This is a genomic window from Micromonospora arida, from assembly GCF_042873195.1.
Taxonomy (GTDB): Bacteria; Actinomycetota; Actinomycetes; order Mycobacteriales; family Micromonosporaceae; genus Micromonospora; species Micromonospora arida.
The window spans coordinates 213,124-234,313 of the sequence record NZ_JBIALC010000007.1; the positions used below are offsets into that span (position 1 = coordinate 213,124).

Here is a 21,190-nt window from a genome sequence, read left to right on the forward strand (position 1 = left end):
CGCACGGTAGTACGGGAACGCCGTCCCCAACGTCCCCCAGGTGCTTGGTCGCGCTCAAAGACGGGCCGCACCCGTGTGATGAACATCGCGTGGCGGGGTATCCCGCAGCCGGCCAACCTCGGACCCGCAACGGGTGAAAGGACAAAGTCCCGATCCGGACGTCTGGCCAGTGGTCCGCCGACGAAGGCGCAGAGCGGCAGGGCCTAGGCTGGGCGGCAGAGTGACCCACAACGCGGTGGGTCGAGGGGAGTGGCACCGATGGACCGGCGTCCGGCGATCAAACCGGAACCCGACCTCCGGCAGGATGACTCCGGCCGGGACGATGACAGCTTCGATTCGGCGACCGACGGGGACGGCTACGGCCGACTCGACACGGGAGTCACCGGGCTGACCGGGTCGAGCATCGACACCATCTACGATCTGGGTCTGCCAGCCGAGGCGCTGGCCGACGACGTGGAGGACGCCGAGCTCGACGAACCCGTCCCCAACGCGGAGCGCCTGGTGGCCCAGGCCGTCGCGCTCGCCGGGGACGACCACGACGCGGCGACACTTGTCGGCCGTTTCTGGCGGTTCGCCCCGGACGAGGAGCTGGTCGGCTTCACGGCGGAAGAGATGCTCGACGCGGCCCGGGCGCACCGGGATCTCGCCCAGCAGCGGGTGCCGGGCGAGTTGAAGCTGCGGATCCACGAACCGCACGCCGACCAGCACCACACGGTCGTCGAGATCGTCACGGACGACATGCCGTTCCTGGTCGACTCGGTGACGGCGCTGCTCAACTCGTACCACCTGGACGTGCACCTGCTGGTGCACCCGCTGGTGGTGGTACGGCGGGAGCCGCTGGGCCGGCTCACCGAGGTCTCCGCGGATGTGGAACCGGACGACGCGATCAGCGGCGACATCATCGAGAGCTGGATGCGGATCGAGATCGACCCGGTCCGGGACGCGGCCGAACGGGACCGGTTGCGCCGCGAGTTGCAGCGGGTGCTCACCGACGTGCGGGAGGCGGTGGAGGACTGGCCGAAGATGCGTCAGCGTGCCCTCGCGCTCGCCGACGAGCTGGCGTCCGCCCGTACCTCCGACAACCGCCCACCGGTGCCGGAAAAGGACATCACCGACTCGGTGGAGCTGCTGCGCTGGCTCGCCCAGGACCACTTCACCTTCCTCGGTTACCGCGAGTACCGGTTGGTGGACGCCGACGGCGGCGACGCCGCCGACCCGGTCGACGGCAAGGCGTTGGAGGCGGTGCTCGGCACCGGGCTGGGCATTCTGCGCTCCGATTCGCCGGACGCGCGGTCGCTGTCCTCGATGACACCCGAGGCGCACGAGAAGGTGCTGGAGAAGCGCCTGCTGATCATCACGAAGGCCAACTCGCGGGCCACCGTGCACCGCTCGGCGTACCTGGACTACATCGGCTTCAAGATCTTCAACTCCGACGGTGACGTGATCGGCGAGCGGCGCTTCCTGGGCCTGTTCTCGACGGCCGCCTACCGGACCAGCGTCCGCGAGCTGCCGGTGGTACGCCGCAAGGTGGCCGAGGTGCTGGACCGCTCCGGCCTGAGCCAGCGCAGCCACTCGGGCAAGGATCTGATCCAGATCCTGGAGACCTACCCGCGCGACGAGCTGTTCCAGATCAAGACCGACGACCTGTACCACGCGGTGGTCGGCGTGCTGCGGATGGCCGGCCGCCGGCAGCTGCGGGTCTTCCTGCGGCGGGACGCGTACGGGCGGTTCATCTCCTGCCTGATCTACCTGCCCCGGGACCGGTTCACCACCCAGAACCGGCTGCGCATGCAGGACATCCTGCTGCGTGAGCTGAACGGTGTCGGGGTGGACTACACCACCCGGGTCACCGAGTCGATGCTGGCTCGGGTGCACTTCATCGTCCGTACCGACCCGACGCGGCCACCCGGCGACATCGACGCCGACCTGCTCGCCGAGGAGTTGGCCGACGCCACCCGGCTCTGGGACGACGACTACCGGTTGGTGCTGGAGCGCAAGCTCGGCGACGAGCAGGCCAAGCACCTGTTCACCCGGTACGCCGACGCTTTCCCGGAGGGCTACAAGGACGGGCACACGCCGTACGAGGCGATGAAGGATCTGGCGAAGCTGGAGCTGCTGGAGGAGCCCGGCCAGCTGGAGATGCACCTGTTCCGCAAGCAGTTGGCACCCCGGCCGGGCACCCGGGTACCCGGAGCCGACCTGGCCGAGGCGATGGACGTCCGGTTCAAGGTCTACCGGTACGGCGAGCCGATGATGCTCTCCGCCGTGCTGCCGGTGCTGCACTCGCTCGGCGTACGGGTGGTCGACGAGCACCCGTACGAGGTGGACCGGATCGACGGTCGGGTCTACCTGTACGACTTCGGCCTCATGCTGCCCGAGGGGCACCACGAGCTGGCCGAGGTGCGCCCGCACGTGGAGAACGCCTTCGCGGCTGCCTGGCGCGGCGAGGCCGAGGTGGACCGGTTCAACGAGCTGGTGCTGCGCGGCGGGCTGACCTGGCGGCAGGTGGTGGTGCTGCGGGCGTACGCGAAGTACCTGCGGCAGGCCGGCACGGTCTTCTCGCAGGACTACATGGAGCAGACCTTCATCGCGTACCCGAAGCTCGCCGCCTTGCTGGTGGAGCTCTTCGAGACCCGGTTCGCGCCGGGCGAGTTGAGCACCGAGCAGCGGCAGCAGCGCAGCGGTGAGCTGGTGGAGACGATCCGGGGCGCGCTGGACGACGTGGCGAGCCTCGACCAGGACCGGATCCTGCGCTCATACCTGACGCTGATCGAGGCGACCCTGCGGACCAGCTTCTACCAGAAGCGCGCCGACGGGCGGCCCAAGGCGTTCGTGGCGTTCAAGCTCGACCCGCAGGCCATTCCGGACCTGCCCGCGCCGCGACCGAAGTTCGAGATCTTCGTCTACTCGCCGCGCTTCGAGGGTGTGCACCTGCGGTTCGGGCCGGTGGCCCGGGGCGGGTTGCGGTGGTCCGACCGTCGGGAGGATTTCCGTACCGAGGTGCTGGGCCTGGTCAAGGCGCAGATGGTGAAGAACACCGTGATCGTGCCGGTCGGCGCCAAGGGCGGCTTCGTGTTGAAGCAGAAGCCGGGCGACCGGGACGAGGCGGTCGCCTGCTACCAGGAGTTCGTCGGCGCGATGCTGGACGTCACCGACAACATCGTCAGCGGGCAGATCGTGCCGCCCGAGGACGTGGTCCGGCACGACGGCGACGATCCGTACCTGGTCGTGGCGGCCGACAAGGGCACCGCGACGTTCTCCGACATCGCCAACGAGATCTCCAAGAACCACAACTTCTGGATGGGCGACGCGTTCGCGTCCGGCGGATCCGCCGGCTACGACCACAAGAAGATGGGCATCACCGCCCGGGGCGCCTGGGAGTCGGTCAAGCGGCACTTCCGTGAGCTGGGCCTGGACACCCAGACCCAGGACTTCACAGTGGTCGGTGTCGGCGACATGTCCGGCGACGTGTTCGGCAACGGAATGCTGCTCTCCGAGCACATCCGGCTGGTGGCCGCCTTCGACCACCGGCACATCTTCCTCGACCCGGAGCCGGAGGCCGCCACCTCCTACACGGAGCGTCGACGGCTGTTCGACCTGCCCCGTTCCTCCTGGGAGGACTACAACCCGGAGCTGATCTCGGCAGGTGGCGGCATCTTCCCGCGTACCGCGAAGTCCATCCCGATCACGCCGCAGGTCCGGGCGGCGATCGGCCTGGACGACGACGTCACGCAGTTGTCACCGCAGGACCTGATGAAGGCGATCGTCACCGCCCCGGTGGACCTGTTCTGGAACGGCGGCATCGGCACCTACGTCAAGGCCTCCACCCAGACCAACGCCGAGGTGGGCGACAAGTCCAACGACGCGATCCGGGTGGACGGGCGCAACCTGCGCTGCCGGGTGGCGGGCGAGGGCGGCAACCTGGGCTGGACCCAGCTCGGCCGGATCGAGTACGCGTTGACCGGTGGCCGGATCTACACGGACTTCATCGACAACGCGGCCGGGGTGGACACCTCCGACCACGAGGTGAACATCAAGATCCTGCTCAACACGGCGGTGGCCGACGGTGAGTTGACCATGGCCGACCGGGACGAGCTGCTGGCCGGGATGACCAACGAGGTCGCGGAGCTGGTGCTGCGGGACAACTACGACCAGGCTCGGGCGATCAACAACGCCCAGGCCCAGGCCGCCTCGCTGCTCCCGGTGCACCGTCGGATGATCAACGAGCTGGAGCGTTCGGGCGGGTTGGACCGCGCGCTGGAGGCGCTGCCGCCGGACGAGGAACTGGCGGTCCGTAGCGAGTCCGGGCTGACCGCGCCGGAGTTCGCCGTGCTGCTCGCGTACGTGAAGATCGTCCTGGAGCGGGAGATCCTCACCGAGGGGTTGGCCGACGAGGAGTGGACGACCGACGTCCTGGTCAACTACTTCCCGACGCCGATGCGTGAGCGGTTCGCCGACCGGATGGGCCGGCACCGGCTGCGCCGGGACATCGTCACCACAGTGCTGGTCAACGAGGCGATCAACCGGGGTGGCATCTCGTTCATCTTCCGGGTGGTCGAGGAGACGGCGGCCAGCGCGGCCGACGTGATCCGGGCGTACGTGGTGGTCAGCGAGGTGTTCGGCCTGCGCGACCTGTGGGACGCGGTCGAGGCGCTGGACAACAAGGTGGCGCCGGAGCTGCAGACCAGCGTCTACCTGGACACCCGTCGGCTGCTCGACCGGGCGGTGCGATGGCTGGTCTCCAACCGGCGTTCGCCGATCGACGTGCCGGCCGAGATCGCCCGGCTGCGCGACGGGGTCACCCGGCTGCTGCCGGGGCTGGAGGAGCTGTTCTACGGCAACGAGCGCCAGGGCATCGCCGCGCACATGGACTCGATGACCGAGCGTGGGCTGCCCCGCGAGCTGGCCGAGCGGGCCACCCGGCTGATGTACAGCTTCGGCCTGATGGACGTGGTGGAGACCGCGAACGCCAGTGGGCGGGACGTCAGCGAGGTGGCCTCGGTCTACTTCGTGCTGTCCGACCTGTTCCGGGTGGACTCGCTGCTGTCGAAGATCTCCCTGCTGCCGCGGGAGGACCGCTGGCAGACGTTGGCCCGGATGGCGCTGCGGTACGACCTGTACGCCGCGCTGGCCGCGCTCACCGCGGAGGTACTCGACTCCACCCCGGGCGACCTGCCGCCGCACGAGCGGGTGCAGCAGTGGGAGCAGTCGAACGCCACCTCGATCCACCGGGCGCGGCGGGCCATGGGTGAGTTCGACGAGTCGCGGGCGGACCTTGCCGCCCTGTCGGTGCTGCTGCGCCAGATCCGCACCCTGGTGCGGACCTCCGCAGCCGCCTGAGTCAGGTACGCCGGACGCGGTCCGGCCGGTCGGGGTGACCCGACCGGCCGGACCGCGTTTCGTTCGTCGTGGGTCACGCCGCCAGGGTGGCGAAGACGACGATGTTGTCCGGGTAGCTCTTCGCGGCCTGGTCGAACTGACCACCGCAGGTGACCACCCGCAGGCCGGGCCGGTCACTCGGTCCGTACACCAACTCGGTGGGGAAGGCCGTCTTCGGGTACGACTTCACCGAGTCGACAGTGAAGGTGGCCGGCACTCCGTCGGCGCGGCGCACTGTGACGGTGTCGCCGGGGGTGAGAGCGCCGAGGTCGAAGAAAACGGCCGGGCCGAGCACCGCCGAGTCCACGTGCCCGACGATCACCGCGTTACCCGTCTCGCCGGGGCTCGCGCCGGGCTCGTACCACCCGGCCTGGTCGGCCTTGTCCAGCGGAGGGACCTGGACGGTGCCGTCCGGGTTGGTGCCCAACGACATGATCGTCGCGTCGACGCCGATCCGGGGGATCTCGATGCTGGTCGGTGCCGAACGGGCCAACCCGGCCGCCGCCTGACCGACCGGCTGCCCGTCGAGCGGGGCATCGTCGGCGGTGCTCGCCGGCCCGGTCGCCTCGGGGCCGGCCTGGGCCAGCGGCTGCGGCGGTCGCGGAGTGGGCGTGGTCTTCAGGGAGGCGCCGATCATGCCGGCACCGATCATGGCCAGGGTAACGACGACGGCCGTGCCGGCGGCACGCCACGGTCTCCCGTGGCGGCCGCCGGCCGGTGTCGCCGTCACGTCAGACGAGCGAACCATCGGTCCGCCGACGACGCATCAGCACGATCCCGCCGAGCGCGGCAGCGCCGAGCACGCCCGCCCCGCCGGTGGCCAGACCCCGGTCGGTGCCGGTGCTGACGCCGCCGTCACCACCGTCGACACCGCCGTGCGGCAGCACGACGAGCTCGCCCTCGCCGCAGGAGCCCTTGAGCTCGTAGCGACCCGGCTTGGCGTCCTTGTCGACCTTGGCTTCGCCGTAGTAGACGAACTCGCGCTCCTCGTGCCGGCCACGCTCGTCCGAGCCGCGCTCGTCCTTGCCGTAACCGCCACGCTCGTCCGAGCCGTGCTCGTCCTTGCCGTAACCGCCACGCTCGTCCGAGCCGTGCTCGTCCTTGTTCTCCCAGCCCTTGTCCGAGCCGTATTCGGAGCCGTGCTCGTCCTTGTTCTCCCAGCCCTTGTCCGAGCCGTATTCGGAGCCGTGCTCGTCCTTGTTCTCCCAGCCCTTGTCCGAGCCGTACTCGGAGCCGTGCTCGTCCTTGGACTCCCAGTCCTTCTTGCCTTCGTCCTTGGAGTCCCAGTCCTTCTTGTCACGGCCCTCTTCAGCGTCCTGGCCGTGCTCCTCGCCCTTCCAGTCCTTGCTGCCCTCGTCGCCGTAGGCGTCGGCGGCAGCGCCGCCACCCTGGCCACCCTTGCCGTTCTCGTCCTTGCCCTTGTCGTCCTTGCCCTTGTCGTCCTTGCCGTGCTCGTCCTTGCCGTTCTCGTCCTTGCCTTCGTGGTCCTTGCCCTTGTCGTCCTTGCCGTGCTCGTCCTTGCCGTTTTCGTCCTTGCCGTTCTCGTCCTTGCCCTTGTCGTGGTCGGAGGAGTTCTCCTCCTCGCGCCACTCGCGGTCCTCACCCCGGTCTTCATCCGCCGGCTTGAGCTTGACCTTGCCGGTGACCTTGGACCACACGTACGCGTGCTCCTGCCGATCCGGGCAGATCTCGAGGAGCTTGACCTCGTCGCCAGCCTTGACGACGTGCGGCTTGGCGTAGACCTTGCCGTCGTCGTGGCCGTCGGCGAATGCGATCCCCGGTGCGAACACCAGGAGCGACGCGCCGCCGAGCGCGGCGCCCGCAACGACCTTCCCGAGCATCTTCTTAGCCATGACCTGCGTCACTCCATCCCTGTTGTCCTGAGCTCGGCGACAACCGAGCTAAGACCGACGTTAGACCGTTTCATGACTTATGAAGTGAAAGATTCGCGTTTTGACGTTTAAGCCGCTAAGGGGTGAAGGGGTGCTACGCGGCTTTCGCCGCGCCGAGCGTCGTGTCGGTCGTCGCGGGACCTTCTGGGTGGCGCACGGCGTTCCGCGCTCCGTGCGCCCGCACTGCCCCGCTCATCGCGTTGCGGCGGGTCCGGGCCACCCGTGCCGGTCGGGCCCACTCGGAGGTATCGTCCGAACGGCTCCCGCAACGCATCGAGCCATTGCCATGGAAGCGCTCCCATGCAAGAATCGGCGAACGCGGTTCAGAGAGCCACACCGTGCAGGCAGGGGAGTCGAGGGCACCCGGGTCACCGGGCGACGCACCCGCCGCCGATCGACCGGCCGACGCATCGGGCGGGCACCACCACCACCATCGCCCGTCCGGGTCGGGCGCCCCCCCAAAGAATCCCGTGGCGCCGACGGCCGTCCGTGCAGGACGCCCATCGGGCCGTCCCGCCGGGCCGTACGTGGGCCCGGTCTCGCCCAAGGAGATCAGTGGCATGAATGTGTGGAGAAGGCTAACCGGCCCACGCCGGGCCCTCGCGCTCGCCGGCGCGGGTGCCCTGGTCGCCGGTGGGCTCGTAACGATTCCGGTTACCGCGGCGCAGGCCGCGACGCAGTGCGACATCGCGTACACGAGTAACGACTGGCAGGGCGGCTTCACCGCGAACATCACCATCAAGAACGTCGGCGACCCGCTGAACGGCTGGACGCTGGGCTGGACCTTCCCCAACTCCAGCCAGCGGGTGCAGCAGGGCTGGTCGGCCACGTTCACCCAGTCCGGCAGCCAGGTGACCGCGCGCAGCATGTCCTACAACGGCACCCTGGCCACCGGTGCGTCGACGAGCATCGGCTTCAACGGCGCGTGGAGTGGCAGCAACCCGAAGCCGACCTCGTTCACCCTGAACGGTGTGGTCTGCAACGGTGGCACCACCCCGCCGACCACGCCCCCGCCGACCGACCCGCCCACTGACCCGCCGACGGACCCGCCGACCGATCCGCCGACCACGCCGCCGCCCGGCACCAAGGTCGACAACCCGTACGTCGGGGTGCGCGGTTACGTGAACCCGGAGTGGAAGGCCAAGGCGGACGCCGAGGCCGGCGGAAGCCGGGTTTCCAACAACCCCACCGCCGTCTGGCTGGACCGGATCGCCGCGATCAACGGCACGCCGAACAGCAGCTCCAACGGTGCCTTCGGGGTGAAGGAGCACCTGGACGAGGCGCTGCGCCAAGGCGCCGGCTACATCCAGTTCGTGATCTACAACCTGCCCGGCCGGGACTGCTCCGCGCTCGCCTCCAACGGTGAGCTGGGTCCGGACGAGCTGCCGAAGTACAAGGCCCAGTACATCGACCCGATCGCCGCGATCCAGGGCCAGTCGAAGTACAGCAGCCTGCGGATCATCAACATCATCGAGATCGACTCGCTGCCGAACCTGGTGACCAACACCTCCGGTCAGCCGGGCGGTACGGTCATGTGCGACACGGTCAAGGCGAACGGTGCCTACGTCAACGGCGTCGGCTACGCCCTGGCCAAGCTGGGCGCGATCGGCAACGTCTACAACTACATCGACTCCGGGCACCACGGCTGGCTCGGTTGGGACAGCAACTTCAACCCGAGCGCCGAAATCCTGAAGACCGCCGCAGTCGCCTCCGGCAGCACTGTCAACAACGTGCACGGCTTCATCACCAACACCGCGAACTACTCGGCGCTGCAGGAGCCGTACTTCAAGGTCACCGATAACGTGAACGGCCAGACGGTGCGGCAGTCCAAGTGGGTCGACTGGAACTACTACGTCGACGAGCTGTCGTTCGCCCAGGCGTTCCGGACCAAGCTGGTCTCGTTGGGCTTCAACTCGAACATCGGCATGCTCATCGACACCTCCCGCAACGGTTGGGGTGGCTCCGCCCGACCCACCGGGCCGGGCGCGACGACGAGCGTCGACACGTACGTCAACGGTGGCCGCATCGACCGTCGGGCGCACCTCGGCAACTGGTGCAACCAGGCCGGTGCCGGTCTCGGTGAGCGGCCGCGGGCCAACCCGGCGACGGGCATCGACGCCTACGTCTGGGTGAAGCCGCCGGGCGAGTCGGACGGCTCCAGCAGCGAGATCCCGAACAACGAGGGCAAGGGCTTCGACCGGATGTGCGACCCGACGTACGGCGGCAACGCCCGCAACGGCAACAACCCGTCGGGAGCTCTGGGCAACGCGCCGATCTCCGGTGCCTGGTTCTCCGCCCAGTTCCAGGAGCTCATGCGCAACGCCTACCCGGCCCTCTGATCGGGTAGCTCACGCACCAACCCGCTGCCAGTGGTTGGTGAGGCACTGTTGGCAGCAGGTTCCCCCGGGTCCCCGGCTCGACCGTCACAGGTCGGGCCGGGGACCCCCCTTTCGGACCCCGATCAGGGCACTGTCCGTTCGATCGCCGCCCGGCCCTGCTCGGCCAGGTCACGGCGGGCCTTCTCCAGGTTCTCCGGTGTCAGATCCTGCCCGCGGGCCATCACCAGGTCCTCCGGCTCCCAGGGCTGCTCGCCCCCGGTGCGGATGTTGTCCCCTCCGGCGCCGGTGCCCGTCCCGGTCGCCCCGGTGCCGGCGGCGTACGGGTCACCGATCAGCTCGTCGGTGTCCGGTGCGAGGTCGTCCGGTCGGCTGCGAGGCTCGGCGAAGCCCGGTGTGTCCCGGTCCGGGCCACCTCCGGTCCGCAACTGCGGCACGGTGGCGTCATCGTCCACCGCCGAGGCCACCTCGGGGCTGTCCTCCAGCGGCGGTTGGCGATCGCGATCGGTCATGGTGCTGCCTCCTGTGTCCGACACGGTGCCTGATTTCCCCCGCGTACCCCTTCGTGTCGCGCTCATGCCGCACGGCCCGGCGGTCGGAGCCGGGCCGTGCTCCCGCCTTGCGAGTCAGGTGGTCAGGCGTCGGGCTGCTGCTCGTTCGGGGACGGCGCTTCCGCTGGGCGCCACCACTGCCAGAGCAGCATGAGCAGACCGAACACGAGCATCGCCAGCCCGGCCCACAGGTTGATCCGTACGCCTTCGGCCTTGTCGATCTCGGCCCGGCTGTCGAAGATGCCGATCAGCGTCACGATGACCCCGTACGCGACGAAGAGGCCACCGATCACCCGGCGGATGTCGAACAGCCGAGCCGCGGCGGAACGTCGCTGCTCCGCCTGCGCCTCGTTGATCAGCGGGTCCTGTGCCGGCTTGCCATCGTTGCTCATCTGCCGACCCCTTTCCTCAGAAGACCGGGATGTAGAAGAGGGCGGCCAGCGCGACCGCGATCAGACCGAGCAGCACCGGGGAGCGGTACCAGGCGGCGTCCCCGGTGAGCACGTCGCCCTTCAGGTCGACGCCGCCCATGCCGTACACCAACCCGCGCAGCTCCTCGTCCCGCTTGGGTGAGGTGAGCGGAGTGACGATCGCGGCGACCACCACCGCCGTGACGAACGCCAGACCGGCGCCCCAGAAGCTCTCCTCCAGGTCGGAGTTGAAATCGACCACCCCGCCCTTGTAGAGCAGGTACAGGCTCAGCGACACCAGGGTGCCCAGCAGCAGCGACCAGAAGCCGGCCAGCGCGCTCATCCGCTTCCAGAACATGCCGATGATGAAGGTGGCGAACAGCGGTGCGTTGAAGACGGAGAAGAGCGCCTGGATGTAGTTCATGATGTTGCTGAACCCGGCCGCGATGAACGCGGTGCCGATCCCGATCACCACTGCGCCGACCGTCGCCCACCGGCCGACCCGCAGGTAGTACTCGTCCGACCGGTCGCGGCGGATGTACGCCTGCCAGATGTCGTAGGTGAAGACGGTGTTGAAGCCGCTCACGTTGGCCGCCATGCCGGCCATGAACGAGGCGAGCAGGCCGGTGACCGCCACCCCGAGCACGCCGTTGGGGAGCAGGTCGCGCATCAGCAGCGGGATGGCGTTGTTGTACTGGAGGTCGCCGCTCTCCGCGCCGAGGCCCTTCACCGTCACCAGGGCCACCAGGCCGGGGATGACCGTGACCAGGGGGATGAACAACTTCGGGTACGCGGCGATGATCGGCGTACGCCGGGCGGCGCTCATGTTCTTCGCCGAGAGGGCCCGCTGCACCTCGGCGAAGTTCGTCGTCCAGTAGCCGAACGACAGCACGAAGCCGAGGCCGAAGACGATGCCGATCCACTGCGCGCCCAGCGGGTTGGCGGTGCTGCCGGTGTCCTGCCACGCGTGCAGGCCGGCCTCGCCGAGTTTGGTGTCGCCGACCGCGTCCATCAGGCCGTTCCACCCGCCGACCTTGACCAGGCCGATCACGGTGACCGGGATGAGGCCGGCCAGGATGACGAAGAACTGGAGCACCTCGTTGTAGATCGCCCCGGACAGGCCACCGATGGTGATGTACGCCAGCACGATCGCCGCGCCGACCACGATCGCCGTCCAGAGCGGCCAGCCGAGCAGCGCCTGCATGACGAGGGCCAGCGCGTACAGGTTCACGCCGGCGATCAGCACCTGGGCGACGGCGAAGCTGATCGCGTTGAGCAGGTGGGTGGGGCGGTTGAACCGGAGCCGCAGGTACTCCGGCACGCTGCGGACCTTGGAGCCGTAGTAGAAGGGCATCATCACGATGCCAAGGAAGACCATCGCCGGGACTGCGCCGATCCAGTAGTAGTGGACCGTCATCACGCCGTACTGGGCCCCGTTGGCGGCCATCCCGATGATCTCCAAGGCGCCCAGGTTCGCCGAGACGAAGGCGAGACCGGTCACCCAGGCCGGCAGCGAGCGGCCGGAGAGGAAGAAGTCGACGCTGGTCCGGATGGCCCGGCGCGCGGCGAAGCCGACCCCGAGGACGGTGACGAAGTACAGCGCCAGGATCAGGTAGTCCAGGCCGTTCATGTTGAACCGAAGACCGTCGCCGTCCATCCCGTCCCCCCTTGTCCCGGCGTCCGCGCTGGTGGTGGGCGCGCGCCCTATTACCCCGTCCGCACGGTTTCACTCCTGGGGGTCGGGATCGTCGTATTCGGGCAATTCGGGTGGTCTGGCGGGCTACGCGACGATCGGCACGCAAGAGGGCGCCCCGGCCGTTTCGGCCGGGGCGCCAGTGTTGGTCCGGTGACTCAGCGACCGAGTACGCGGTCCAGGAAGTCCCGGTAGTTGCGGACCGCCATTCGCAGTTGCTCGGTGTCGGACGAGCCGGCGTCCTGCCACCCGCCCAGCGTGTTCTTCTGGGCCGCCAGCGCCGAGGAGAGGGCCTGGATGGCCTCCTCCACCAGCGACTGCGCCTCGCCGGCAGCCGCCTGCGGGTCGTCGACGAAACGCAGCTGCACGTCCCGCCAGCGGTCCCGGAAGCCCTGCGCGGTGTCGGTGTCGAGGAGCGTGGCCGGCTCGGCCGCGACCGTCGACCCGGCGGGTCGGGATGTTCCGGCGGACTCCAGCGTGGGGCTGGTGTCGTCGCCGGGGACCGGTTCGCCGTCCGCGTCCGGGTCGACCATCTCCGGTGTCGCGCTGCCGTAGCCGGCTGCGCCCGCTGCGGCGGCATCCCGATCGCCGGTCAGATCGCCGCGCCGCTCCGGGTCGCCGTCCGTGCTCCCCGGCGGGACGACGGTCCGCGCGGAGGTGTCCGCGTCGGCGCGGTCGTCCAGGTCGGTGGGGTCGTCGACGTCCGCGCTGTCGTCGACGTCCGCGTCGCGGCGGTGCAGCTCGGCGGTGGGGTCGGCGCGCAGACCCTCCCGCTCACCGTCCTCGGCGCCGTCGCCCGGCTGGGCGGTCCGCTCGGCCCTCGGGTCCGGCTGATCCTGCGGGTGCGGGCTGGCCAGCGCGGAGGCGGCCACCGCGTCGGCCACCGTGGTGGCGCCGAACGTCGTCGGCAGCGGCCCCGGCTCGTGGAAACCGCCCTCGTCGGTGGACCGGTCGTCGCGCCGGTGGCGCGGGTCGGAGTCGTCGGTCAGCTCGTCGTCGGCCGCGTCGTACGTGGCGTCCCGGTCGGTGTCGCCGGTCCGCTCATGGACGGCGGCCCGCTCGTCGAAGGTGCCCCGGTCGTCGAGGGCGTCCTCCGGGACATCGGAGCGGTCGGCCCGGTCGCCGGCCGGGGGTACCGGCACGGGCGCAGACCGGACGGCCTCCGGGTGGTCGTTGCTCACCTGCTGCTCTTCCTGGCGCATCGGTGGCCTCCTCAGCGGCTCGTGGCGTCGTGGTCCGGGTGGTGGCGCTGTTCGGGCGTGCGTTGGCCGACCGGCTCCTCACCCAGCAGGTCGGCGAAGAGTGCGCGGTAGTGCACGACCGCCTGCCGCAGCTCCTCGGTGCTGGCCTCGCCCCGGGAGTTGCGCAGGTGGATCTCGTGCGCGTCCCGGTAGTTGGTCAGCGTGCGGGCGTGCTCGACGGAGAGGTGGGCGATCTGGTCGGAGAAGTCACCGGTCGGGTAGCCCTGCTCCTCGATGAGCCGGGTGACCAGTTCGTCCGCGTCGCCCACGGTCTCGCCGGGGGAGTCGATGAAGCGGACCTGGAGTTCCTCCCAGGCGGCGGCGTACCGGGCCCGGGACTCGGGGGTGAGTGGGGTGAGCGTGAGCTCGGCATGCCGGCGTTCCCGGTCGCGCAGTTCGCGCTCCGCGGCGGACCGGCTGTCCTGTTCCGCCACCACCCGGTCGTACTCCGGTCCGAACCGGTTGCGCAGGGCCCGGCGGTTGTTGAGCGAGCGGGCGGCCACGGCCAGCACCGCGACGATCACCAGCACGACGAGCACGATGACGACTATCTGCGTGGGCGACATGGGCTCCTCCTTCGTCATCTGCTATTCCCTCCGCGCAGTGATCGCCAATCCCGATCCGAGGCACTTTCCTGACGAGGGGCCCAACTACTCACCGGCCAAGACCTGATTCATCCCGGAAGAGGCGCTTGGGCGGTGGAGACACGGGCGGTAGTGAAACAGCCTCCGATTACGTATCCTGCCCAAGGCGCCCGCGCCGGTGCCCGGCGACGCGGCCGGGCGCGCAGCCGGCAGGCGCGGTGCCCGGCGGTGCCGGCGCCCCTCCTGCCACCCTGTACGGGCGAGGTCTGATGAAAACCCGCGACTGGCCGATCCGCTCGAAGCTGACCGCGTTGGTCGTCGCGCCGGTGACCGCGCTCCTGGCGCTGTGGATCTTCGCGACCACGCTGACCTTCGGTCCCGCCCTGAACCTGCTCTCCGCCCGCACCCTGTTGTACGACCTGGGTCGCCCCGGCGAGACGGTCGTCACCGAGCTGCAACGGGAACGCCGACTGTCGGTGGTGCAGCTCGCCGGCAACACCGAGCTGCCCGCACTCGCCGAGCAGCGCGGACGCACCGATCGAGCGGTCGCCGAGCTGCGCCGCCGGGTGGACGGGGAACCGCTGCGCGACGCCGCGGACGACCTGCTGGAAACCCGGGTCGACCAACTGGTCACCGCCCTGTCGGCGTTGCCCGACGGGCGGAAGTTCATCGACGAGCGCAAGGTGGACCGGGCCGGCGCGATCGGCCTGTACAGCGGCATGGTCTCCGCGGCCTTCCAGGCGTTCGCCGGGATGGCGACGCTGACCGACCCGGACCTCAACCGGCAGGCCCTGGCGCTCACCGCGCTGGGTCGCTCCCGGGAACTGCTCGGTCAGAGCGACGCGCTGTTGGCCGGCGCGCTGACCGCCGGACGGTTCGCCGAGGGCGAGCACACCCAGCTCGTCCAGGCCATCGGCAACCAACGGTGGCTCACCGAGAGCGCCGTCGCCGACCTGCCCGAGAGCAGCCGGGTCGCGTACCAACGGTTGACCGAGAGCGAGGCGTTCACCCGGCTGCGCAGCATGCAGGACGCGCTGGTCGTACCCAACCGGTCCGGCCGGCCGACGGTCGACGCGGCGGCCTGGCAGGCCAGCCAGGACACGGTGCAGCAGCAGTTGCGGGACTTCGAACTGTCCGAGGCCGACGCTCTCACCGACCGTTCGGTGCCCATGGCGGTCCGCATCCTGGTGCGGCTGGCCGCCGCCGGCGTACTCGGGCTCGTCGCGGTGGTCGTCTCGGTGCTGGTGGCATTGCGGGTCGGCCGCACCCTGGTCCGCCGGCTCAGCGGCGTCCGCACCGCCGCGCTGGAGCTGGCCGAGCACCGGCTGCCCGACGTGGTGGCCCGGCTGCGCCGGGGCGAGCAGGTCGACGTCGCCCGGGAGGCGCCGCCGCTGGAGTACGGTCACGACGAGATCGGTGAGGTCGGGCGCGCCTTCACCGAGGTGCAGCGCACCGCCGTCCAGGCCGCGGTGGACGAGGTCACCCTTCGTCGCGGGCTCAACGAGGTCTTCCTCAACATCGCCCGACGGAGCCAGAGCCTGGTGCACCGTCAGCTGCACCTGCTGGACCGGATGGAGCGGCGTAGCGAGGACCCGGACGAGCTGGCCGAGCTGTTCCGGGTCGACCACCTGGCCACCCGGCTGCGCCGGCACGCCGAGGATCTGGTCATCCTCGCCGGCTCCGCGCCCGGCCGGGGTTGGCGGAACCCGGTCGCGATGGTCGACCTGATCCGCGGCGCGATCTCCGAGGTCGAGGCGTACGAACGGGTGGACGTCAAGGCCGTGCACCCGGCCGGCGTGCTGGGGCGGTCGGTCGGCGACATCATCCACCTGCTCGCCGAGCTGGTCGAGAACGCCACCGCCTTCTCCCCGCCGGACACCCGGGTCACCGTCACCGGGGCGCAGGTGGCCAACGGGTACGCCCTGGAGATCACCGATCAGGGGCTGGGCATGTCCGACGCGGCACTGGAGACCGCCAACACCCGACTGGCCAGCTCGCCGGAGTTCGACCCGGCGCAGAGCGCCCGACTCGGCCTGTTCGTGGTGGCCCGGCTGGCGGCCCGGCACGGCGTACGGGTGCGGTTGCGCCCATCCGGGAAGGGCGGCGTGACAGCCGTGGTGCTGGTCCCCGGCGACCTGGTCACCACCGAGCCGCCGGCCGGCCCCGACCCCGCCACGCTCGGTACCGCGTCGGCCGACCCGAGCCGGCGGCTGGCTCGGACGGCGCGCCGGGGTGCCGTGACCCGCCCCCGTACCCGCCCGCCGACGGCCCCGTCCGCCAGCACAGCCCCGCCCGCCCCACCCACCGGAGCACCGACCTCGGCCATCCCGCCTGCCAATGGGCGCAACGAGGAATCGGCGACCCCAGACGAGCCGGACGATGAGCTGGATGGCCTGCCCCGCCGGGTGCGCCGTCGTACCCCCACCGCCCAGCCTCGCTCGACCGTCACCGACACGCCGTCGCCCCGCTCGCCCGAGGAGGTCCGCCAGGTGATGGCGGCACTCCAGGCCGGCACGGCGCGCGGACGCGCCACCGCAATCACCCCGACGGCGTCAACCGGCCCGGCGGCGTCAACCGGCCCGGCGGCGTCAACCGACCCGGCGGTCCAGGCGGTGCCCACCGACCCGCCGACGACCCCCGAACCCCCGACCGTGACTGAGAGGGACGCCTAGTGCGGCATTCGACGAAGCAGAGCGCCGGCCTGGACTGGTTGCTCGACGAACTGGTGCAACGGGTACCGGCCGCCCGCGAGGCGGTGGTGCTCTCCGCCGACGGCCTGCTGCTCGGCTGCTCGGCCGAGCTGGAGCGCTCCGACGCCGAGCACCTCTGTGCGCTCGCCGCCGGCTTCTCCAGCCTCGCCCGAGGTGCCAGCCGGCACGTGGACGGCGGCCCGGTGCGGCAGACCGTGGTGGAGATGGAGGCGGCGTACCTCTTCGTCACCGCCGCCGGGCAGGGTGCCTGCCTGGCCGTGGTGAGCGACGCCGACGCGGACATCGGGCTGGTCGCGTACGAGATGGCGATGCTGGTGATCCGGGTGGGGGAGAGCCTTGCCGCGCCGGCCCGATCGGCAGCGGGTGCCGGAGATGCGGACTGAGCCGCCCGGGCCGCAGCACGAGTGGCTGGACGGTGAAGCCGGCCCGGTGATGCGCCCGTACACGCTCACCGGAGGCCGGGTACGCTCCGCCGTCGACGATTTCAACCTGGTCGCGTTCGTGTTGGCCGGCTCGGACGTCGATACGTCAAGCCAATCGCATCTGCTGCCGGAGCATCGACGGCTGGTCACCTTGGCCCACCGGCCGGTGTCGGTGGCCGAACTGGCAGCCGAGCTGGACCTCGCGGTCGGCGTGGTCCGGGTACTGCTCGGTGATCTCCTCGCCGAGGGCCTGGTCGCGGTGCACGAGCCGCCGGCCGCCGGCATCCTTCCCGACGACGACATCCTCAAGGCGGTGGTCAGTGGACTCCGTGCGCTATGACCAGGTGGGCACCAGCACCACCATCCCGCTGGCACTGAAGATCCTCATCGCGGGAGGCTTCGGGGCTGGCAAGACGACCTTGGTGAGTGCCCTGAGCGAGGTCCGTCCGTTGCAGACCGAGGAGGTGCTCACCGGTGCCGGGATCGGCACCGACGACATCTCCGGCGTGGAGGGCAAGACCACCACCACGGTGGCGATGGACTTCGGCCGAATCACCATCAACGACGACCTTCAGGTCTACCTGTTCGGCACGCCGGGCCAGGACCGGTTCTGGTTCCTCTGGGACGAGCTGGCCTTCGGCGCGCTCGGCGCGGTGGTGCTCGCCGACACCCGGCGGTTGGCCGACTGCTTCCCCTCCATCGACTACTTCGAGCAGCGGGGAATCCCGTTCGTGGTGGGCGTGAACTGTTTCGACGACTCCCGCCGGTTCGACCTGGAGACCGTACGCCGAGCGCTCGACCTGGACCCGGACGTGCCGATGGTGCTCTGCGACGCCCGGGACCGGCAGTCCGGAAAGATGGTGTTGATCTCTCTGGTGGAGCACGTCGCACGACAGCGCGGCGAGCCGGTGCCGGCGGCCTGAGATCCGGGCCGGAAAGCCGGTTAACGGGCGGGCAACGCGGGCAGCCTCTGGTTGGATCAACGAAGGATGCCGGCGGAGGAGTTGGGCGTGAGCGGTCAGGGTGAGGTCGTCCACATCGGGGGTTACACCGCGCAGAGCGGCGGGCGGGGCAGCGGCATCGTCGCCGCTCGTCGCGACCCGAGGACCGGGGCGCTGACCCCGCTCGGCACGGTGGCGGTCACCCCGTCCCCCTCCTTCCTGGCGCGGCACCCCACCCAGCCGGTGCTCTACGCGGTCAACGAGCTGACGGACGGCGAGATCAGCGCCTGGCAGGTCGGCGCGGACGGTGCGCTGGACCCGCTCGGCAGTCGATCGACCGGCGGCGCCGAGCCCTGCCACCTGGCGGTGCTGCCCGGCGGGGGTCACCTGCTGGCGGCCAACTACGGCAGCGGCAGCATCGCGGTCTTCCCGCTCGACCCGCAGGGCGTACCGGGCGAGCGCACCGACCTGGTGGTGCACGAGGGGCACGGCCCCGACCCGGAGCGCCAGGACCACGCCCACGCCCACATGGTCTCGCCCGGGGTGGGCCAGGGGCCGATCTTCGGCGTGGATCTCGGCACCGACTCGGTCTACCGGTACGACCTGGACGAGGCGACCGGACGACTGGTGCCGCGTGCGCCCCGGATGCGTACGAAGCCCGGCACCGGGCCCCGGCACCTGGCCCGGCACCCCGACGGACGGCGCTGCTACCTCGTCGGTGAGCTGGACGCCTCGGTCACCGCCTACGAGCTGACCGACGACGGCGCGTTGCACCAGCGCGGGCGGGTCGAGGCGAGCGAGCGCGCCGGTCACGTCCAGCCGTCGGAGGTCTCGGTCGCCCCGGACGGCCGGTTCCTCTACGTCGCCAACCGTGGGGTGGGGACCGTGGCGGTCTTCAGCCTGGGCGGGGAGCTGCCCGAGCTGGTGGCCGAAGTGGACACCGGCGGGGAGTGGCCCCGGCACTTCGCCCTCGTCGGGGAGCACCTCTACGTCGCCGACGAGCGGGCGGACATGGTGCGGGTGTTCCGCCGCGACGCCGACACCGGCGTCCTGGAGGCGGTCGGCGAGCCGGTGCCGGTGCCGAGTCCGACGTGCGTAATGTCCTGAACGATGGTTTAGAGACGTGAGAGCGACACTGGTTTGGCAACGCCGTGAGGCTGTCGCGTCACTCTGTGTTGCAAAAAAGAGGTCAACTGTTTCTCCTCCGTAACTTTAGTCCGAACGGATGTGGCAGGGACGGCACCTAGTACGCAAGATGGTCACCGTGTCAGCAGGCCGCCATCGCATGCGTTCGAAACTCCACCTAGCCGCCGCCGCCGCAACGGCGGGGGTGCTCGTCGTGACGACGGGCGCGTGGTTCGGCTATCAGGAGTTGATTCAGCCCAGCTGCTCGGGAGAGATCCGACTCGCCGTGGCGGTCGCCTCCGAACTCGCGCCAGCGGTGGACGCCGCCGCGTCCCAGTGGGTCAAGGATGGCGCCGCGGTCGGCCCGACCTGCATCCGCGTCGACGTGTCCGCGTCCGACCCGGTCGACGTGGCGGCCGTGGTGGCAGCCAAGCACGGCGCTGTGCTGGCCGGCGTGGGGCAGGCCAGTGGCACCGCCGTCAGCCCGGACGTCTGGGTGCCCGACTCCTCGACCTGGCTGCTGCGGTTGAAGAAGGACGCGACCGCGTTCGCTCCGACCAACGGCGCCTCCATCGCGCGCAGCCCGATCGTCGTCGCGATGCCCGAGCCGATCGCCACCCGGCTGGGCTGGCCGGACAAGAAGTTCAACTGGACCGACCTGCTCAAGCAGGTCACCAACACCAGCACGCCGCTGCGGACCGGGATCGTCGAGCCGACCCGCGACGCGGCTGGCCTGTCCGGTCTGCTCTCGCTGACCGCGGCCGCCAACGGCGCCGGTGGCGACGCCCAACGCAACACCGTCGGCGCGCTCCGCGCACTGGCCACAGGGCGTTCCTCGCTCCGCAACGACCTGCTGGCCCGCTTTCCTACGGCCAACGACTCGACCTCCATCGCCAGCGGTCTCGGCGCGGCGGCCCTGTCCGAAGAAGACGTGATCGCGTACAACAGCAAGAAGCCGCCGGTGCCCCTCGCCGCGCTCTACATGGAGCCGGCGCCGATGCCGCTGGACTACCCGTACGCGGTGTTGCCGGGCATCGAGCCGAGCAAGGCGTCGGCGGCCAAGGTGCTGTTCGAGCTGCTCACCAGCCCGAACTTCCGCAACCGGCTGGCCGCGCAGTCGCTGCGCGCGCCGGACGGCAACTGGGGCGAGGGTTTCAAGGCGCCGCAGGGTGCTCCGAGCCCGTCCGGCGGCGCGCCCACCGCGCCGGCGAACGGCGGCACCGCGGCGGGTGGCCTCGACCCGGCCGCCATCCAGCGGGTCGTCTCCAGCTGGTCGATCGCCACCCAGTCCGGTCGGATGCTCGCCGTCATCGACGTCTCCGGCTCGATGAAGGACCCGGTGCCCAGCGCCAACAACCGCAGCCGGGAGGAGGTCACCGTGGACGCGGCCCGTCGCGGCCTCGGCCTCTTCGACGACTCCTGGTCGATCGGCCTGTGGACCTTCTCCACCAAGCTCGTCGGCAACCGGGACTACCGGGAGCTGATTCCGATCGGGCCGCTCTCCGGCCAGCGGGCCCAGTTGGAGGGCGCGCTCGCGACCATCAAGCCCTCCAGCGGTGACACCGGCCTCTACGACACCATGTTGGCCGCGTACCAGGCGGTGCAGGAGAACTGGCAGCCCGGCCGGGTCAACTCGATCGTGCTGTTCACCGACGGCAAGAACGAGGACGACAACGGTCTCAACCAGCAGCAGCTGCTCGGCAAGCTCAAGCAGGTCGCCGACCCGGAGCGGCCGGTCCAGGTCATCATGATCGGTATCGGCGAGGGCGTCAGCAAGGCAGAGCTGGAGTCGATCACCAAGGTGACCGGTGGCGACGTCTTCGTCACCAAGGACCCGAGCGAGATCGGCAGCATCTTCCTCAGCGCCATCGCACGGCGTCCGCCAGCGCCGCGCTGATCCGACGC

The 21,190-nt window shown here is 70.3% G+C and carries 15 protein-coding genes; 8 read left to right on the plus strand and 7 right to left on the minus strand.

Features of this window, described 5'->3' with window-relative positions:
• The first annotated feature begins 258 nt into the window (after positions 1 to 258).
• Complete coding sequence (locus ACFYP0_RS21840) at positions 259 to 5,340, plus strand: NAD-glutamate dehydrogenase (protein WP_355501206.1); 5,082 nt, start codon at positions 259 to 261, stop codon at positions 5,338 to 5,340.
• A 73-nt stretch (positions 5,341 to 5,413) separates the two neighbouring features.
• Here ACFYP0_RS21840 and ACFYP0_RS21845 read toward each other — a convergent pair whose 3' ends face one another.
• A complete protein-coding gene (locus tag ACFYP0_RS21845) occupies positions 5,414 to 6,109 on the minus strand; it encodes a class F sortase (protein ID WP_124859985.1) in 696 nt (231 codons plus the stop codon).
• A 1-nt stretch (position 6,110) separates the two neighbouring features.
• Positions 6,111 to 7,232, minus strand: a complete 1,122-nt coding sequence (locus ACFYP0_RS21850; RefSeq protein WP_386997380.1) for a hypothetical protein — start codon at positions 7,230 to 7,232, stop codon at positions 6,111 to 6,113.
• A gap of 599 nt (positions 7,233 to 7,831) precedes the next feature.
• Between ACFYP0_RS21850 and ACFYP0_RS21855 the strand changes: the two genes are divergently transcribed.
• Positions 7,832 to 9,610, plus strand: a complete 1,779-nt coding sequence (locus tag ACFYP0_RS21855) for a glycoside hydrolase family 6 protein (protein WP_355501207.1) — start codon at positions 7,832 to 7,834, stop codon at positions 9,608 to 9,610.
• A 122-nt stretch (positions 9,611 to 9,732) separates the two neighbouring features.
• Here the strand turns inward: ACFYP0_RS21855 and ACFYP0_RS21860 are convergent, their stop codons facing one another.
• The 5 genes from ACFYP0_RS21860 to ACFYP0_RS21880 all read right to left on the minus strand — a co-directional run bounded on the left by ACFYP0_RS21860 (position 9,733) and on the right by ACFYP0_RS21880 (position 14,068).
• Entirely contained in the window at positions 9,733 to 10,119 is a 387-nt protein-coding gene (locus ACFYP0_RS21860) for a hypothetical protein (RefSeq protein WP_091405768.1), read from the minus strand.
• Between the two features lie 122 nt (positions 10,120 to 10,241).
• Positions 10,242 to 10,550: a hypothetical protein gene (locus ACFYP0_RS21865; protein ID WP_355501209.1), complete on the minus strand. Its 309-nt coding sequence runs from the start codon at positions 10,548 to 10,550 to the stop codon at positions 10,242 to 10,244.
• A gap of 16 nt (positions 10,551 to 10,566) precedes the next feature.
• Positions 10,567 to 12,225 carry a sodium:solute symporter family protein gene (locus tag ACFYP0_RS21870; protein WP_386997383.1) on the minus strand — a complete coding sequence of 553 codons (1,659 nt, stop codon included), beginning with the start codon at positions 12,223 to 12,225 and terminating at the stop codon, positions 10,567 to 10,569.
• Positions 12,226 to 12,419: 194 nt separating this feature from the next.
• A complete protein-coding gene (locus ACFYP0_RS21875) occupies positions 12,420 to 13,463 on the minus strand; it encodes a hypothetical protein (protein WP_386997385.1) in 1,044 nt (347 codons plus the stop codon).
• 11 nt (positions 13,464 to 13,474) lie between these two features.
• On the minus strand, positions 13,475 to 14,068 hold the full coding sequence (locus ACFYP0_RS21880; protein ID WP_112676003.1) for a hypothetical protein: 594 nt from the start codon (positions 14,066 to 14,068) through the stop codon (positions 13,475 to 13,477).
• A gap of 287 nt (positions 14,069 to 14,355) precedes the next feature.
• On the opposite strand from ACFYP0_RS21880, the gene ACFYP0_RS21885 reads away from it, so the two are divergent.
• The 6 genes from ACFYP0_RS21885 (at position 14,356) to ACFYP0_RS21910 (ending at position 21,182) form a co-directional block, all read left to right on the plus strand.
• The gene (locus ACFYP0_RS21885) at positions 14,356 to 16,758 is read left to right on the plus strand and encodes a sensor histidine kinase (RefSeq protein WP_355501213.1); all 2,403 of its coding nucleotides are present in this window, start codon (positions 14,356 to 14,358) and stop codon (positions 16,756 to 16,758) included.
• Positions 16,758 to 17,180, plus strand: a complete 423-nt coding sequence (locus ACFYP0_RS21890) for a roadblock/LC7 domain-containing protein (RefSeq protein WP_112584065.1) — start codon at positions 16,758 to 16,760, stop codon at positions 17,178 to 17,180. Before ACFYP0_RS21885 ends, ACFYP0_RS21890 begins: the two co-directional genes overlap by 1 nt.
• A complete protein-coding gene (locus tag ACFYP0_RS21895) occupies positions 17,170 to 17,559 on the plus strand; it encodes a DUF742 domain-containing protein (RefSeq protein WP_355501215.1) in 390 nt (129 codons plus the stop codon). The genes ACFYP0_RS21890 and ACFYP0_RS21895 overlap by 11 nt, the downstream gene beginning before the upstream one ends.
• Positions 17,540 to 18,142 (plus strand): GTP-binding protein, encoded by a 603-nt coding sequence (locus tag ACFYP0_RS21900; RefSeq protein WP_386997388.1) that lies wholly within the window; start codon positions 17,540 to 17,542, stop codon positions 18,140 to 18,142. The genes ACFYP0_RS21895 and ACFYP0_RS21900 overlap by 20 nt, the downstream gene beginning before the upstream one ends.
• Before the next feature lie 87 nt (positions 18,143 to 18,229).
• Entirely contained in the window at positions 18,230 to 19,267 is a 1,038-nt protein-coding gene (locus ACFYP0_RS21905; RefSeq protein WP_386997390.1) for a lactonase family protein, read from the plus strand.
• A gap of 157 nt (positions 19,268 to 19,424) precedes the next feature.
• Entirely contained in the window at positions 19,425 to 21,182 is a 1,758-nt protein-coding gene (locus ACFYP0_RS21910; RefSeq protein ID WP_386997392.1) for a substrate-binding domain-containing protein, read from the plus strand.
• The last annotated feature ends 8 nt before the right edge of the window (positions 21,183 to 21,190 follow it).